General features: G+C 64.8%; 13 protein-coding genes. 2 read left to right on the top strand and 11 right to left on the bottom strand.

What is annotated here, in order from left to right; all coding sequences use genetic code 11:
• Positions 1-136: 136 nt before the first annotated feature.
• The 3 genes from ACO6VM_RS06835 to ACO6VM_RS06825 are packed head-to-tail and all read right to left on the bottom strand — an operon-like array spanning position 137 to position 2,484.
• Entirely contained in the window at positions 137-505 is a 369-nt protein-coding gene (locus ACO6VM_RS06835; RefSeq protein ID WP_258642992.1) for a DNA polymerase III subunit chi, read from the bottom strand.
• 5 nt (positions 506-510) lie between these two features.
• On the bottom strand, positions 511-939 hold the full coding sequence (locus ACO6VM_RS06830) for a DNA polymerase III subunit chi (protein ID WP_390968354.1): 429 nt from the start codon (positions 937-939) through the stop codon (positions 511-513).
• Positions 940-990: 51 nt separating this feature from the next.
• Entirely contained in the window at positions 991-2,484 is a 1,494-nt protein-coding gene (locus ACO6VM_RS06825; protein WP_401060609.1) for a leucyl aminopeptidase, read from the bottom strand.
• 289 nt (positions 2,485-2,773) lie between these two features.
• Here ACO6VM_RS06825 and lptF point away from each other — a divergent pair, with 289 nt between their 5' ends.
• Together lptF and lptG are read left to right on the top strand one after the other, a co-directional pair.
• A complete protein-coding gene (gene lptF / locus ACO6VM_RS06820; protein ID WP_279848942.1) occupies positions 2,774-3,889 on the top strand; it encodes an LPS export ABC transporter permease LptF in 1,116 nt (371 codons plus the stop codon).
• Positions 3,882-4,943 (top strand): LPS export ABC transporter permease LptG, encoded by a 1,062-nt coding sequence (gene lptG, locus ACO6VM_RS06815; protein WP_401060611.1) that lies wholly within the window; start codon positions 3,882-3,884, stop codon positions 4,941-4,943. The genes lptF and lptG overlap by 8 nt, the downstream gene beginning before the upstream one ends.
• A 160-nt stretch (positions 4,944-5,103) precedes the next feature.
• Here the strand turns inward: lptG and ACO6VM_RS06810 are convergent, their stop codons facing one another.
• From ACO6VM_RS06810 to ACO6VM_RS06775, 8 genes are all read right to left on the bottom strand, one after another.
• Complete coding sequence (locus ACO6VM_RS06810; protein WP_390968348.1) at positions 5,104-5,592, bottom strand: RDD family protein; 489 nt, start codon at positions 5,590-5,592, stop codon at positions 5,104-5,106.
• Positions 5,593-5,687: 95 nt separating this feature from the next.
• The gene (locus tag ACO6VM_RS06805; RefSeq protein ID WP_003365337.1) at positions 5,688-5,900 is read right to left on the bottom strand and encodes a cold-shock protein; all 213 of its coding nucleotides are present in this window, start codon (positions 5,898-5,900) and stop codon (positions 5,688-5,690) included.
• Between the two features lie 348 nt (positions 5,901-6,248).
• On the bottom strand, positions 6,249-7,370 hold the full coding sequence (gcvT, locus tag ACO6VM_RS06800) for a glycine cleavage system aminomethyltransferase GcvT (protein WP_401060614.1): 1,122 nt from the start codon (positions 7,368-7,370) through the stop codon (positions 6,249-6,251).
• Between the two features lie 26 nt (positions 7,371-7,396).
• On the bottom strand, positions 7,397-8,773 hold the full coding sequence (locus ACO6VM_RS06795; RefSeq protein ID WP_110993237.1) for an L-serine ammonia-lyase: 1,377 nt from the start codon (positions 8,771-8,773) through the stop codon (positions 7,397-7,399).
• A gap of 142 nt (positions 8,774-8,915) precedes the next feature.
• Complete coding sequence (gene gcvP / locus ACO6VM_RS06790) at positions 8,916-11,771, bottom strand: aminomethyl-transferring glycine dehydrogenase (protein ID WP_401060616.1); 2,856 nt, start codon at positions 11,769-11,771, stop codon at positions 8,916-8,918.
• A 10-nt stretch (positions 11,772-11,781) separates the two neighbouring features.
• Positions 11,782-12,165 carry a glycine cleavage system protein GcvH gene (gene gcvH / locus ACO6VM_RS06785; RefSeq protein ID WP_347151613.1) on the bottom strand — a complete coding sequence of 128 codons (384 nt, stop codon included), beginning with the start codon at positions 12,163-12,165 and terminating at the stop codon, positions 11,782-11,784.
• A 386-nt stretch (positions 12,166-12,551) separates the two neighbouring features.
• Positions 12,552-13,757: a sodium/glutamate symporter gene (gene gltS, locus ACO6VM_RS06780; RefSeq protein WP_401060618.1), complete on the bottom strand. Its 1,206-nt coding sequence runs from the start codon at positions 13,755-13,757 to the stop codon at positions 12,552-12,554.
• Between the two features lie 164 nt (positions 13,758-13,921).
• Entirely contained in the window at positions 13,922-15,430 is a 1,509-nt protein-coding gene (locus tag ACO6VM_RS06775) for a sigma-54-dependent transcriptional regulator (RefSeq protein WP_401060620.1), read from the bottom strand.
• Positions 15,431-15,585: the final 155 nt, after the last annotated feature.

Below are 15,585 nucleotides of genomic sequence, written 5' to 3'. Positions count from 1 at the left end.
CGGGACCCTATGGCATTTGTTCAGGAAAGCCGGGAAGTATACAACGGCGAGACGGCAGGGGACACGGTGTAGTGACATTGCACCGAGTGAGGCTTTTCGCGGGTTTACCCGCGAAGAGGTCGCTGAAAGGGTCTGCTTACTCGGAACGCTTGAGCAGGCGTTCCAGTCGCGCATCCAGCCGGCGCTTGATCTCGGTCTCGATATGCGGGGTGAAGTCGTTGATCACGTCCTGCATGATCTGCGCGGCGGCGGCACGCAGCTCGGCGTCCAGGTGCAGCAGGGTGTCCTGGCGGCGGGTCTGGGCATCCTCTTCGAGGGCCGGTGCGGCTGTCGCCTGGGCGACCGGTGGTGCGCCGGCAGGCTCATCGAGCAACAGTGGAATCTGCTCAACCGTCTCGGTCAGCAGTGGCGGTTGCAGATTGGCGTCACCCAGCAGCTCGCGGATCGATTCGAGATCGTCGAGCAAATGGGCGGAATGGGTGAGGGAGTTCAGCTGCTTGTCCATCGTCGTCAGAGTCGCTGTAAGCGGTGGTCTTGCAGAGCATAGCCCTGTTCGCGGTAGAAACGGAATCGTTCTCGGGCGGCCTGACGGATCGCCGGTGCTTCGACGACGATTTCGGCGACGCGCTCGAACTGCTTGACGAACCCGGGCACATCGCCGCCCAGGTTGATCAGCAGGTCACGGTGCTCGCCGGCATCGCTGCCGATGCCCAGCGCCACGCGGGCGTCCTGGTGCAGTTCGGCATGGTCGTGGGGCACGAATGCCTCGCCCTTGAACTGCCACAGAAGCAGGTCCAGTTCGTTGCGCTGCGCCTCGTCCTGGCAGTGCAGGTAGACCCGGTGGCCGAGGCGCCAGGCCTTCTCACACAGCTTGCAGGCAAAATCCAGCCGCGCCGACAGCGAGTCGGTGGGCAGGATATAGAAGTCGACTTTGCTCATGGTTGGTTTCGCCGGTCAGTGGCGCCAGCAGGCGCCACTGACCGTGCGCCATCAGGCGCCGGCGCGGTCGAGCAGGTACTGGGTCAGCAGCGGCACCGGGCGGCCCGAGGCGCCCTTGTCCTTGCCACCGCTGATCCAGGCGGTGCCGGCGATGTCCAGGTGTGCCCAGTGGTAGGCCTTGGCGAAGCGCGACAGGAAGCAGCCGGCGGTGATGGTGCCGGCCTTGGGGCCGCCGATGTTGGCGATGTCGGCGAACGGGCTGTCCAGCTGCTCCTGGTACTCGTCGAACAGCGGCAGCTGCCAGGCGCGGTCGTCGGCGCGCTTGCCGGCGTCCAGCAGTTGGCCGATCAGCTCGTCGTTGTTGCCCATCAGGCCCGAGGTGTGGCTGCCCAGGGCGACGATGCAGGCGCCGGTCAGGGTGGCCAGGTCGATCACCGCCTGGGGCTTGAAGCGCTCGGCGTAGGTGAGGGTGTCGCACAGCACCAGGCGGCCTTCGGCGTCGGTGTTGAGGATCTCGACGGTCTGGCCGCTCATGGTGGTCACGATGTCGCCCGGGCGGGTGGCGCCGCCGCTCGGCATGTTCTCGGCGCACGCCAGCAGGCACACCAGGTTGATCGGCAGCTGCAGTTCCAGCACGGCCTTGAGCGTGCCGAACACGCTGGCGGCGCCGCACATGTCGTACTTCATCTCGTCCATGCCGGCACCTGGCTTGAGGCTGATGCCGCCGGTGTCGAAGGTGATGCCCTTGCCGACCAGTACGTAAGGTTTGTCGGCTTTCTTGCCGCCCTGGTAGTTCATCACGATCAGGCGCGGGGGTTGATCGCTGCCCTGGCCCACGGCATAGAACGCGCCCATGCCCAGGTCCTTGATCTTCTTCTCGTCCAGCACTTCGACCTTGAGGCCTTTGTGCGCCTTGCCCAGCTCCTTGGCCTGGTCGGCGAGGAAGCTTGGGTGGCAGATGTTCGGCGGCAGGTTGCCCAGGTCGCGGGTGAAGGTCATGCCGCTGGCGATCGCGGTGGCGTGCTTGACGGCGCGCTCCACTTCGCCCTGGCCGGCCTTGTCGGCCAACAGGGTGACTTTCTTCAGTGCGCGTGGCTCGGCCTTCTGGCTCTTGAAACGGTCGAACACGTAGGTGCCGTCCAGCAGGGTTTCGGCCAGCAGGCGGTATTTGCCGTAGTGGCCGTCACGGGCGGTCACGGCGATATCGTCCAGGGCCAGCACCGCATCAGTGCCGCCGAGGCCTTTGAGCACGCCGGCGACACTGGCGACCAGCTTGCGCCAGGCGCGGTCACCCAGCGTTTCGTCCTTGCCGCTGCCCACCAGCAGCACGCGCTCGGCCTTGAGGCCGGGCAGGCTGTGCAGCAGCAGGGTCTGGCCCGGCTTGCCGGCCAGGTCGCCGCGCTTGAGCAGCGCGCTGATGGCGCCGTCGGTGGCCTGGTCGACGGCCTTGGCGATATTGCCGAGCTTGCGCCCTTCACCGACCGGCACCACCAGGGTGGCGGTCTTGACGGATGCGGCGGCTACGCTTTTTACAACCAGTTCCATGTCTGGATCCCCGAATGGTCTGTGAGTGGGCGCTGTCTTTCGCAGGCGCTCGGAATACGGGGCTGGCGGCCTTTGCCGGCCAGCGGAAAAGCTGCCAGTTTGAGCCTGGCGCAACCTTCATGACAACCCCGAAGTGCTCTGTCATGCGCGGCCAAGTGACAGGCGCCACCAATCACAGGATAATGCGCGCACTTTACATGGAGGTTCGCCTTGGCGAACCGGCATTGGTCCTGGCTGTTGCGAATCGTTCGTATGGCTGTCCGCCCCTGACAACCCAGGAGTGTCTGGTTTGATCGTCTTTCGTTATCTGTCCCGCGAGGTCCTGCTGACCTTGAGCGCCGTCAGCGCCGTGCTGCTGGTGATCATCATGAGCGGGCGCTTCATCAAGTACCTGGCTCAGGCCGCCCAGGGCGTGCTCGACCCGAGCGTGCTGTTCCTGATCATGGGCTACCGCCTGCCAGGCTTCCTGCAACTGATCCTGCCCCTGGGCCTGTTCCTCGGCATCCTGCTCGCCTATGGCCGGCTCTATCTCGAAAGCGAGATGACCGTGCTCTCGGCCACGGGCATGAGCCAGCAACGCCTGCTGGCGATGACCATGGCGCCTGCGGCGCTGGTCGCCCTGCTGGTGGCCTGGCTGAGCCTGAGCCTGGCGCCGCTTGGCGTGGCCCAGGTGCAGAAGATCATCGCCCAGCAGGATGCGCTGACCGAGTTCGACACCCTGGTGCCGGGCCGTTTCCAGACCCTGCGTGACGGCACCCGGGTGACCTACACCGAGCAGCTGTCCGACGACCGTATCAACCTGGCCGGGGTGTTTATCTCCGAGAAGCGCTTCAACCAGGACAAGACCAAGGACCGTGCGCCTTCGGTGCTGGTTGCCGAGAAGGGCCACCAGGAAGTGCAGGCCGACGGCAACCGCTACCTGGTGCTGGAGAACGGCTACCGCTATGACGGCAACCCCGGCCAGGCCAACTACCGTGCGATCAAGTACGACACCTACGGTGTGCTGCTGCCCAAGCCGGAAGTTGCCGAGGATGTGACCGAGCGCGAAGCCATTCCCACCTCGGTCCTGCTCGGCCACGAAGGCATCCCCCATCGCGCCGAGCTGCAATGGCGCCTGTCGCTGCCGCTGCTGGTGTTCGTCGTGACCCTGCTGGCGGTACCGCTGTCGCGCGTCAACCCACGCCAGGGCCGCTTCCTCAAGCTGCTGCCGGCGATTCTTCTGTACATGGCCTATCTGACGATGCTGATTTCCGTGCGTGGCGCCCTGGAGAAGGGCAAGTTGCCCATTTCGCTGGGTATCTGGTGGGTCCATGGCTTGTTCCTGCTCATCGGCCTGGGGCTGATGTACTGGGAGCCGCTGCGCCTCAAGCGCGCCGCGCGCCGTGCGGAGGTGGCCCGTGGCTAAACTGGACCGCTACATTGGCCAAAGCGTGCTGCTGGCCATTCTTGCCGTGCTGGGCATCATCCTCGGCCTGGCCTCGCTGTTCGCCTTCATCGATGAGATGAGCGACCTCAGCGACACCTACTCGGTGCTGGACGCCAGCAGTTTCGTCCTGCTGACCGCGCCACGCCGGCTCTACGACATGTTGCCGATGGCAGCGCTGATCGGCTGCCTGATCGGCCTTGGCAGCCTGGCCAGCAGCAGCGAACTGACCATCATGCGTGCCGCCGGCGTGTCCATCGGCCGTATCGTCTGGGCGGTGATGAAGCCCATGCTGGTGCTGATGCTGGTGGGCGTGCTGATTGGCGAGTACGTAGCCCCCGTCACCGAGAACAAGGCCCAGGCCGACCGCTCGCTGGCCCAGGGTGGTGGCGAAGCGCAAAGCTCCAAGCGCGGCATGTGGCATCGCCAGGGCGAGGAGTTCGTGCACATCAACTCGGTGCAGCCCAACGGCCTGCTGCTGGGTGTCACCCGTTACCGCTTCGACGACCAGCGCAAGATCCTCACCTCGAGCTTTGCGCGCAAGGCCCAGTACAGCGAAAACCGCTGGATGCTGAGCGATGTGAGCACCACCTATTTCCGTGGCGATCACACCGAAGTGGTGAAGAACGCCCAGGAACCGTGGGATGTCTCGGTTACCCCCGAGCTACTCAACACCGTGGTGCTGGCGCCGGAGTCGCTGTCGATCACTGGCCTTTGGGACTACATCCACTACCTCTCCGACCAGGGCCTGAACAATGCCCGCTACTGGCTGGCGTTCTGGACCAAGGTGCTGCAACCGGCGGTGACGGCAGCGCTGGTGCTGATGGCGATCTCCTTCATCTTCGGGCCGCTGCGTTCGGTCACCCTCGGCCAGCGCGTGTTCACCGGCGTGCTGGTGGGCTTCGTGTTCCGCATCGCCGGCGACCTGCTTGGCCCGTCGAGCCAGGTGTTCGGCTTCCCGCCGCTGCTGGCGGTACTGATCCCGGCCGGGATCTGTGCGCTGGCGGGTGTGTGGATGTTGCGTCGAGCCGGTTGATGGCGTGACAGCAATGAAAAAGCCGACCCTTGGGTCGGCTTTTTCATTGCTGCTCGGTGTGGGGCGTGGGAGCGGGCTTGCCCCGCGATGGCGTTGCGAAGGCCATCGCGGGGCAAGCCCGCTCCCACGAACCGCCGCTCCCACGCTGTGACTTTTGCAGTCACTTTTTACGCTTTGGCAGTCGCACCAGCTGCGTGTCGGAGTAGATGTCGTGCCAGCTGCGCTTGCGCTTGTCGAACAGTGACCAGATGAAGCCCAGCCCCAGGCACAGCCATGAAGCGATCGACACCACAAAACGCAGTAATGCCTGCCACAGGCTGATGGCACTGCCATCGGCGTTCTGTACGCGCAGGCCCCATACCTGCATGCCGAGGGTCTGGCCGCCATGGGTCCAGAACTTGGCGAAGAAGCCGAACAGGGCGAACAGCAGGAGGGTCGACAGCAGTGGGTCGCCATCCAGCGCGCCGGCCTCGGTCAGTTCGCGCATGCGGGTTTCACCGATGATTGCCATCTGGATCATCTTGTAGGCACCGGCGGTGACGATCAGCAGGGCGGTGCACAGCAGGAAGTCATAGAACATCGCTGCCAGTCGGCGGCCCAGGCCGACGGGGGGGAAGTCACCCTGGGGGTTGAGCAAAGGCTTGGACATGCACGACGGCTCCAGATGGCAAAGGCCCATTCTATGGAATTGCGGGCACAAAAAAGCCCCTGTGCGTCAACACAGGGGCTTTTTTTGACAGAAGATCAGCCTTCTGCCTGAACCTCGTCAGCCTGCATGCCTTTCTGGCCTTGCACGGCAACGAAGGTCACTTTCTGGCCTTCCTTCAGGCTCTTGAAGCCGTTGCCCTGGATGGCACGGAAGTGTACGAACAGATCCGGACCGCTTTCAGGGGTGATGAAACCGAAACCTTTTTCGTCATTGAACCACTTGACGGTACCGCTCTGACGTTCAGCCATTGTCTTATTTCCTATGAAACTTAAATTTTGATGACAGTTTCTTTCACACGTTATGTACGTGAAAGAGTACTGGGCTGGGTTGCAGGAAAGTAAGAGACGTCGAACGGGTTGTAGCAAATTGCGGCTACTGGCCCAGGTCACGAACTGTTGCGACCCATGCAAACACAGTGCAGTGACTCTACGCCAACTCTCGAGCGAAAAACAAGCCCTGCGCCGCGGTGAAAATCAGGCTTTTCCGAAGCTTCGAGCGATTTGCCCGAAGCGGCATGGCGCCTGGCCTGGCGCTATGTTCAGAAGTTATTGGGCAGGTTCGAAAACGAATATGCCGAACCTGCCCAAACCCTTCAATCAACCGCGGTAGTAACGCTGTGCCACGAAAGGCATTTTGCTGACTCTAAGGGCAACTTGCTTGCCACGCACGACAGCGAACAGCGCCGTGTCCAGTGCCGCATGTTCGGTATCGACATAGCCCATCGCCACCGGTGCGCCGAGCGTCGGGCCAAATCCACCGCTGCACACCTGGCCAACCATTTTGCCGGTGCCGTCGACAATCTCGGCACCCTCGCGCACCGGGGTGCGTTCCTGCGGCAGCAGGCCTACGCGCTTGCGTGCAACGCCTTGTTGCTGCTGGGCGAATACGGCTGCGGCGCCGGGGAAACCACCGGCACGTGCGCCGTCGGCACGGCGTACCTTGGAGATCGCCCACAGCAGGCTGGCCTCGATCGGCGTGGTGGCGCTATTCATGTCGTGGCCGTACAGGCACAGGCCGGCTTCCAGGCGCAGCGAATCGCGCGCACCGAGGCCGATCGGCTGCACTTCCGGCTCGGCCAGCAGGTGACGGGCCAAGGCTTCGGCGGCGGTCGCCGGTACCGAGATCTCGTAGCCGTCTTCACCGGTGTAGCCCGAACGGCTGACGAAGCATTCGCTGCCCAGCAAGGTGACCGGGCGCAACTGCATGAAGGTCATGCCGGCCACTTCCGGCGCCAGGCGCTCCAGTACCTTGACCGCCGCCGGGCCTTGCAGGGCCAGCAGCGCGCGCGCTTCGAACAGCGGCTCGATCTCGCACTGCGCGCCGATGTGCTGGCGCAGGTGGGCCAGGTCCTGGTCCTTGCAGGCGGCGTTGACCACCAGGAACAGGGTGTCGTCGCCCAGGTTGGCGACCATCAGGTCGTCAAGAATACCGCCCTGTTCGTTGGTGAACATGGCATAGCGCTGCATGCCCACCGGCAGGTCGATGATGTCCACAGGCACCAGGGTTTCCAGCGCGCGGGCCGCATCGCTGCCGCGCAGGACGATCTGGCCCATGTGCGAGACGTCGAACAGGCCGGCCTGCTCGCGGGTGTGCAGGTGCTCCTTGAGCACCCCCAGCGGGTACTGCACCGGCATGTCATAGCCGGCGAACGGCACCATGCGTGCGCCCAGTTCGAGATGCAGGGCGTGCAGTGGGGTCTTGAGCAGTGTTTCGGACATCGGTGACTCCTTGGTTTTTGTTCGGGTCAACATTCGATGATGTTGACGGCCAGACCGCCGCGGGCGGTCTCCTTGTATTTGCTTTTCATGTCGGCGCCGGTCTGGCGCATGGTGCGGATGACCTTGTCGAGCGAGACGTAATGTTGCCCGTCGCCGCGCAGGGCCATGCGCACCGCATTGATCGCCTTCACCGAGCCCATGGCGTTGCGCTCGATGCAGGGCACCTGGACCAGCCCGCCGATGGGGTCGCAGGTCAGGCCCAGGTTGTGTTCCATGCCGATCTCGGCGGCGTTCTCCACCTGCTGCGGGGTCCCCCCCATCACCTCGCACAAGGCCCCGGCGGCCATCGAGCAGGCCACGCCGACCTCGCCCTGGCAGCCCACTTCGGCGCCGGAAATCGACGCGTTCTCCTTGTACAGAATGCCGATCGCCGCTGCGGTGAGCAGGAAGCGCACCACCCCATCCTCGTTGGCGCCGGGGACGAAGCGCATGTAGTAGTGCAGCACCGCGGGCACGATGCCGGCCGCGCCATTGGTCGGCGCCGTGACCACGCGCCCGCCGTAGGCGTTTTCCTCGTTCACCGCCAGGGCGTACAGGTTGACCCAGTCGAGCACCGACAGCGCATCGCGCAGGCTGGCTTCCGGGTGCTGGCTGAGCTGGCGGTACAGCGCCGGCGCGCGGCGCTTGACCTTCAGCCCACCCGGCAGGATGCCCTCGTGGCGGCAACCGGCCTCGACGCAGTCCTGCATCACCTGCCAGATGCGTAACAGCCCGGCGCGGGTTTCGGCCTCGGGGCGCCATGCCGCTTCGTTGGCCAGCATCACCTGGCTGAACGAAAACTGTTGCGCGGCGCAATGCCCGAGCAGCTGCTTGCCGGTCTTGAACGGGTAGGGCAGCACGGTGCTGTCCTCGACGATGCGGTCGTGGCCGGCGGCCTCTTCATCGACCACGAAGCCGCCACCCACCGAGTAGTACTCGCGGCTGCGGATCTGCAGCCCGGCCGCATCGAAGGCACGGAAGATCATGCCATTGGGGTGGTAGGCCAGCGGCTTGCGGATCATCGCCAGGTGCTGTTTTTCGACGAATTCGATCTCATGCTCGCCAAGCAGGCGCAGGTGACCGCTGTCGCGGATCGCCTTGAGGCGGGCGGGGATGCTTTCGGTATCGACGGTGTCCGGGTGCTCGCCTTCAAGCCCGAGCAGCACGGCCTTGTCGCTGCCGTGGCCCTTGCCGGTGGCGCCGAGCGAGCCATACAGCTCGGCCTTGACGCTGACCGTGCCGGCCAGCAGGCCGTCGCGGCGCAGCCCTTCGGCGAAGCGCGCGGCGGCGCGCATCGGCCCGACCGTATGGGAGCTGGAGGGGCCGATGCCGATCTTGAACAGGTCGAAGACGCTCAGGGACATAGTGTTACCTCCTCGAGGGATAACCTGTGGGAGCGGGCTTGCCCCGCGAATGCGTCAGCACTGACAACATCGTCACCTGATCTGAAGCTATCGCGGGGCAAGCCCGCTCCCACGACAGCTCCAACACCAATTGAAAGCGCTATCAGACGTCCTGATAGTTCTCGATCGACGGGCAGGCGCAGACCAGGTTGCGGTCGCCGAACACGTTGTCGACGCGGCCGACCGGTGGCCAGTACTTGCTTTCCACCAGGCTCGGCAGCGGGTAAACCGCCTGCTCGCGGCTGTAGCCGTGGGTCCACTCGCCGGCCAGCTCCGCCGCGGTGTGCGGGGCGTTTTTCAGCGGGTTGTCGTCCTTGTCCAGGCTGCCGTTCTCCACGGCGCGGATCTCTTCGCGGATCTGGATCATGGCGTTGCAGAAGCGGTCCAGTTCCTCTTTCGATTCGCTCTCGGTCGGCTCGATCATCAGCGTGCCCGCTACCGGGAACGACATGGTCGGGGCGTGGAAACCAAAGTCGATCAGGCGCTTGGCCACGTCGTCGACGCTGATGCCGCTGGTGTCCTTGAGTGGGCGCAGGTCGAGGATGCACTCATGCGCCACCAGGCCGTTGCCGCCGGTGTACAGCACAGGATAGTGCTCTTCCAGGCGACGGGCGATGTAGTTGGCGTTGAGGATCGCCATCTGCGAAGCGCGCTTGAGCCCGGCGCCACCCATCATGCGAATGTACATCCAGGTGATCGGCAGGATGCTCGCGCTGCCGAACGGTGCGGCGCATACCGCGCCAGCGGTGTTTTCAAGCGTAGCGTGGCCCGGCAGGAACGGTGCCAGGTGCGCTTTGACACCGATCGGGCCGACGCCCGGGCCGCCGCCGCCGTGGGGGATGCAGAAGGTCTTGTGCAGGTTCAGGTGCGACACGTCGCCGCCGAACTTGCCCGGGGCGCACAGGCCGACCATGGCGTTCATGTTGGCGCCGTCGATGTACACCTGGCCGCCGTTGTCGTGGATGATCGCGCAGATCTCGCCGATGGCTTCTTCAAACACGCCATGGGTCGACGGGTAGGTGATCATGATCGCGGCCAGGCGTTCGCGGTGCTCGAGGGCCTTGGCGCGCAGGTCGTCGATATCGACGTTGCCACGGGCGTCACAGGCGGTCACCACCACACGCATGCCGGCCATGTGGGCGGTGGCCGGGTTGGTGCCGTGGGCCGAGGACGGGATCAGGCAGATATCGCGGTGGCTGTCGCCACGGCTGCGGTGGTAGGCGCGGATCGCCAGCAGGCCTGCGTATTCACCTTGCGAGCCGGCGTTGGGCTGCAGCGATACGGCGTCGTAGCCGGTGGCCGCGCAGAGCATGGCTTCGAGCTCGCTGGTCATCTGCAGGTAGCCCTGGCTTTGCGCGGCCGGGGCGAACGGGTGCAGGTTGCCGAACTCAGCCCAGGTCACCGGGATCATCTCGCTGGCGGCGTTGAGCTTCATGGTGCACGAGCCCAGCGGGATCATGGTGCGGTCCAGCGCCAGGTCCTTGTCGGCCAGGCGGCGCAGGTAGCGCATCAGCTCGGTTTCGCTGTGGTAGCGGTTGAACACCGGGTGCTCGAGGATGGCGGACTGGCGCAGCAGGCCGCTCGGCAGGCGCCCGACGATGGTCGGGGCCAGGGTGGCGAAGTCCGGGGCGGCCTGGCCGTCGGCGAACAGTTGCCACAGGGCTTCGACATCGGCCTGGCTGCTGGTTTCATCCAGCGACAGGCCCAGGTGGTCGGCGTCGATCTGGCGCAGGTTGATGCCCTGGGCGCGGGCCTTGTCGTGCAGGGCTGCGGTCGCGCTGCCAGTATTCAGCGTGACGGTATCGAAGAACTCGCGGGTGAGCACTTTCACGCCCAGTTTCACCAGGCCGGTGGCCAGGATCGCGGTCAGCGCGTGGGTGCGTTCGGCGATTTGCTTGAGGCCGGCCGGGCCGTGGTACACGGCATACATGCTGGCAATGTTGGCCAGCAGTACCTGGGCGGTGCAGATGTTGCTGGTGGCTTTCTCGCGGCGGATGTGCTGCTCGCGGGTCTGCATGGCCAGGCGCAGGGCGCTCTTGCCGAAGCGGTCGATCGACACGCCGACCAGGCGGCCTGGCATGTCGCGTTTGAACGCGTCACGGGTGGCGAAGTAGGCCGCGTGCGGGCCACCGAAGCCCAGGGGCACGCCGAAGCGCTGGGCGCTGCCGATGGCCACGTCGGCCTCGAACTCACCGGGCGGGGTCAGCAGGGTCAGGGCCAGCAGGTCGGCGGCCACGGCCACCAGGGCGCCGGCGGCGTGGAACTGCTGCACCACGGCGCGGTAGTCGAACACGTCACCGTTGCTGGCCGGGTACTGCAGCAGGGCGCCGAAGTAGGCGCTGGCGTCGCTCAGTTCACGCTCGTCGCCCACCACCACGTCGATACCCAGCGGTTCGGCGCGGGTGCGCAGCACGTCGAGGGTTTGCGGGTGGCAGTGCCTTGAGGCGAAGAAGGCATGGCTGGCCTTGTTCTTCGACAGGCGCTTGCAGAAGGTCATTGCTTCGGCGGCGGCGGTGGCTTCGTCGAGCAGGGAGGCGTTGGCGATCGGCAGGCCGGTCAGGTCGCTGATCAGGGTCTGGAAGTTCAGCAGCGCTTCCAGGCGGCCTTGGGAGATTTCTGGCTGGTAGGGAGTGTAGGCGGTGTACCAGGCCGGGTTTTCCAGCAGGTTGCGCAGGATCGGCGCCGGGGTGTGAGTGTTGTAGTAGCCCTGGCCGATGTAGCTCTTGAACAGCTGGTTCTTGGCGGCGATGGCTTTCAGTGCGGCGAGGGCATCGGCCTCGCTCTGGCCGTCTTCGCTGCCCAGCACGCTGGTGCCCTTGATGCTGTCGGGGATGACCGCAGCGCTCATGGCTTCCAGCGAGTCGAAACCGAGGGTGGCGAGCATGGCCTGCTCGTCAGCGGCGCGTGGGCCGATGTGACGGGCGATGAATTCGTTGGCGGTGCCGAGGTTGATGGTCATGGCAGGTTCCTCAGGCGTCGTCGTTGGCTTTGAGCAGGCGGTCGTAGGCGTCCTGGTCGAGCAGGGCAGCCACTTCGTTCATGTCGGCGGGGATGAAGCGGAAGAACCAGCCTTCGCCCAGCGGGTCTTCGTTGACCAGCTCGGGTTGATCGTTGAGGCCGTCGTTGACCGCGACCACTTCACCGCTCAGGGGCATGTACACGCCGCTGGCCGCCTTGACCGACTCCACGGTGGAGGCTTCGGCGCCTTTGTCGTACTGCTGCAGTTCCGGCAGTTGCACGTAGACCACATCGCCAAGGGCGTTCTGGGCGTAGGCGGTGATGCCCACGGTGACGCTGCCGTCGGCTTCGACGCGCAGCCATTCGTGATCTTCGGTGAAACGCAACTCGCTCATGGGAATTCCTCGGGAAGCAGGGGGCGTTGGCGCGGTAGGCCCGCGCTCTTAAGGTTGGAATTCCCTTAGCAATAATGCGGCCAGTATGAATAAATCTAATTAAATCAATGACTTAAATATTTCTAGTAAGAGTTTTGTCATGCATGTGGAATGAAATCGATACACAGCCGACTGGATTCAAAAGCACTTGAGGATCAAACCCTTGCGCAGGCGCACTCGAATGGGTGTGTATTGATTTCGATACGATGTACTTGTTTCGTTACACATAAAAGAAGGCGGCGCCTAAGCGCCACCTTCTGGGGGAACGAGCAGATGTGGGTGGAGCGCACTACGCAGCGGCGATTCCCAGAGCCGTAGGCGAGGGGAACAGGCGCACGCTCAACTGATCAGCCGACGCTGAACAAGGGCAAGGCAAGGTACAGCTTGATCACGATGACATTGATGATGTCGATGAAGAACGCGCCCACCATCGGCACCGCAAGGAAGGCCAGTTGCGAAGGCCCGTAGCGTTGGGTGATCGCCTGCATGTTGGCGATGGCCGTCGGCGTGGCGCCGAGGCCGAAGCCGCAATGGCCGGCCGCCAGCACTGCCGCATCGTAGTTGCGGCCCATGATCCGGAAGGTCACGAAAATCGCGAACAGCGCCATGACCAGCGTCTGCGCGGCCAACAGGACGAGGAAGGGCAAGGCCAGGGCGGCGAGGTCCCACAGCTTGAGCGACATCAGCGCAATTGCCAGGAACAGCGACAAGCTGACATTGCCCAGCACTGAAACCTCCCGTTCGAACACCTGGTACACGCCCAGCGTCGACAAACCGTTGCGCAGGATCACGCCGACGAACAGCACGCAGACGAAGGTCGGCAACTCGAAGGCGGTGTCATGCAGCGCACCATTGAGCTGGGTGCCGGCCAGCAGGCTGATGGCGATCAGGGCGATGGTTTCGATGAGGGAAAAGGGCGTGATCAAGCGCTCCTTGTCGGGTTGTTCGAAGCCTTTGGGCAGCCGGGGAGGTTGCTGTTCGAAGCCAGGCGTCTTGACCCCGGCAATCAGCAGGCGCGCGACGGGGCCACCGATCAGGCCCCCCAGCACCAGGCCGAACGTTGCCGAGGCCATGCCAAGTTCCGTGGCCGAGGCCAGGCCGAACTTCTCACTGAAGGTCGCGCCCCACGCGGCACTGGTGCCATGGCCGCCAGATAAGGAAATGGAGCCGGACAGCAGGCCCATCAACGGGTCGAGCCCCAACGCCTTGGCCAGCCCGATGCCCAGGGCGTTCTGCACGACCAGCAGCCCGGCGACCGCCAACAGGAATACGCCGACGACGCGCCCGCCCTTCTTCAGGCTGGCGATGTCTGCGTTCAAGCCGATGGTGGCGAAGAACGCCAGCATCAGCGGTGTTTGCAACGAGGTGTCGAACTGAATCCGAACATCAAGGCCGCGTAGCGCCAACAGCAGCAGGGCAACCACCAGGCCGCCGGCTACCGGTTCGGGAATGTTGTAGGTGCGCAGGAAACCGACCCGTTTGACCAGGCCGCGTCCCAGCAGAAGGACCAGCGAAGCGGCCACCAGCGTTCCATAGAAATCGAGCTCAAGCATTCAACGTACTCTTCCTTAAAAACCGGGGCGAAAACCGCAATGCCCCATGAACAGAGCCCGGTATGGTACGCGGCGGCGTTTAGGAAGTTGGGGGTGTACGGGTAGGGTAAGTCTGAGAATGCCTTCGCTATTTTCTGATTGGTCGTCGAGTTCGATGGCAACGCTCAGGCCTTGCCGGGAATTCCGTACTTGCGCAGGCGCTGGGCAATGGCGGTGTGCGAGGTCTGCAGCCGCCCGGCCAACTGCCGGGTCGACGGATAGCTGGCATACAGCCGTTGCAACAGCTCGCGCTCGAAATCGCCGACGGCCTGGTCCAGGCTCGCCACTTCGCCGTCCTGCCCGCGCGCCACCGAGGTGCCGGCGATGTCCAGGTCGCCGATATCCACCACGTTGCTTTCGCAGATGGCCGCCGCGCGGAAGATCACGTTCTGCAGCTGGCGCACATTGCCCGGCCAGGGGTTGGCCAGCAGCGCCGCATGGGTGGCTGGCGCCAGTCGGCACTGTGGCCGCTGGATCTGGGTGCAGGCCTGCTGCATGAAGTAGTGCGCCAGCAGCAGGATGTCCTGGCCGCGCTCGCGCAGCGGCGGCACTTGCAGGTTGAGTACGTTGAGGCGATAGAACAGGTCTTCGCGGAAGCTACCTTCGGTGACCATCTGCTCAAGGTTGCGGTGGGTGGCGCTGATGATGCGCACGTCCACCTTCACTTCGCGGTCGCCACCGACCCGGCGGAAGCTGCCATCGCTGAGGAAGCGCAGAAGCTTGGCCTGCAGGTAGGGCGACATCTCGCCGATCTCGTCGAGGAACACCGTGCCCTGGTTGGCCAGCTCCATCAGCCCCGGCTTGCCGCCGCGCTGGGCGCCGGTGAAGGCGCCCGGGGCATAGCCGAACAGCTCGCTCTCGGCCAGGCTCTCGGGCAGGGCGGCGCAGTTGAGGGCCAGGAAGGGCGCGGCATGGCGGCTGCTGATGGCATGGCAGGCGCGGGCCACCAGCTCTTTGCCGGTGCCGGTTTCGCCGTGCACCAGCAAGGGGGCGTCGAGGGCCGCCACGCGCAGGGCGCGGGCCTTGAGGGTGCGAATGGCCGGCGAGTCGCCGAGCATGGCGTCGAAGCCTTCGGCGTGATCGTGGTGCAGCGCCGACAGCCGCTCGCCCATGCGGTTGGGCGGGTACAGGGTGAGCAGCCCGCCGGCATTGGTGATCGGCGTGGCGTCGAGCAGCAGGCTCTGGCCATTGAGCTGCATCTCGCGCATGGGCAGGTGGAAATTGTTGTCCAGCAGGGCCTGGAGCAGGCCGGTGTCGCCGAACAGCTCGGCCAGGGAGCGCCCGGCCGACTCGCGCCCGCACAAGGCGATCAGCGCCGGGTTGGCCAGCAGCACTTTGCCGGCGCTGTCCACCGCCAGCACCGGGTCGCTCATGGCGGCGAGCAGGGCGTCGAGCTGCAGGTGGCGGCGTTGCCCAGGGAGGATGTCGACCACTTCCACCGACTGCACGCCACGCACCTCGAACAGGGCGTCGTGCAGCTCTTCGAGCACGGCGGGGCTGAGGGTCGGGGCGTCGATGTAGACGTTCGGCGGGACCATCTCCACGGCATCGAGGTTGAGGTTGCGGGCACCGAGCAGGGCCAGGACTTCCTGGGTGATGCCGACGCGGTCGATGAAGCTGACGTGGATGCGCATGGGGTAGGCGGTTATGGCCGGGGAGGGCGACAGTATGCCTTGGTGATCGTATGAAGCCTATCGCGGGGCAAGCCCGCTCCCACAGGGATTAAGCCCGCTCCCACAGGGATTCCGGGGCAGCGCTGTAATTGTGGGAGCGGGCTTGCCCCGCGATG

The sequence above is a fragment of the Pseudomonas sp. GZD-209 genome, assembly GCF_049310485.1.
GTDB lineage: Bacteria > Pseudomonadota > Gammaproteobacteria > Pseudomonadales > Pseudomonadaceae > Aquipseudomonas > Aquipseudomonas sichuanensis.
The sequence above is the reverse complement of the archived record's forward strand: the minus strand, read 5'-3'. Positions and strand labels throughout refer to the sequence as shown.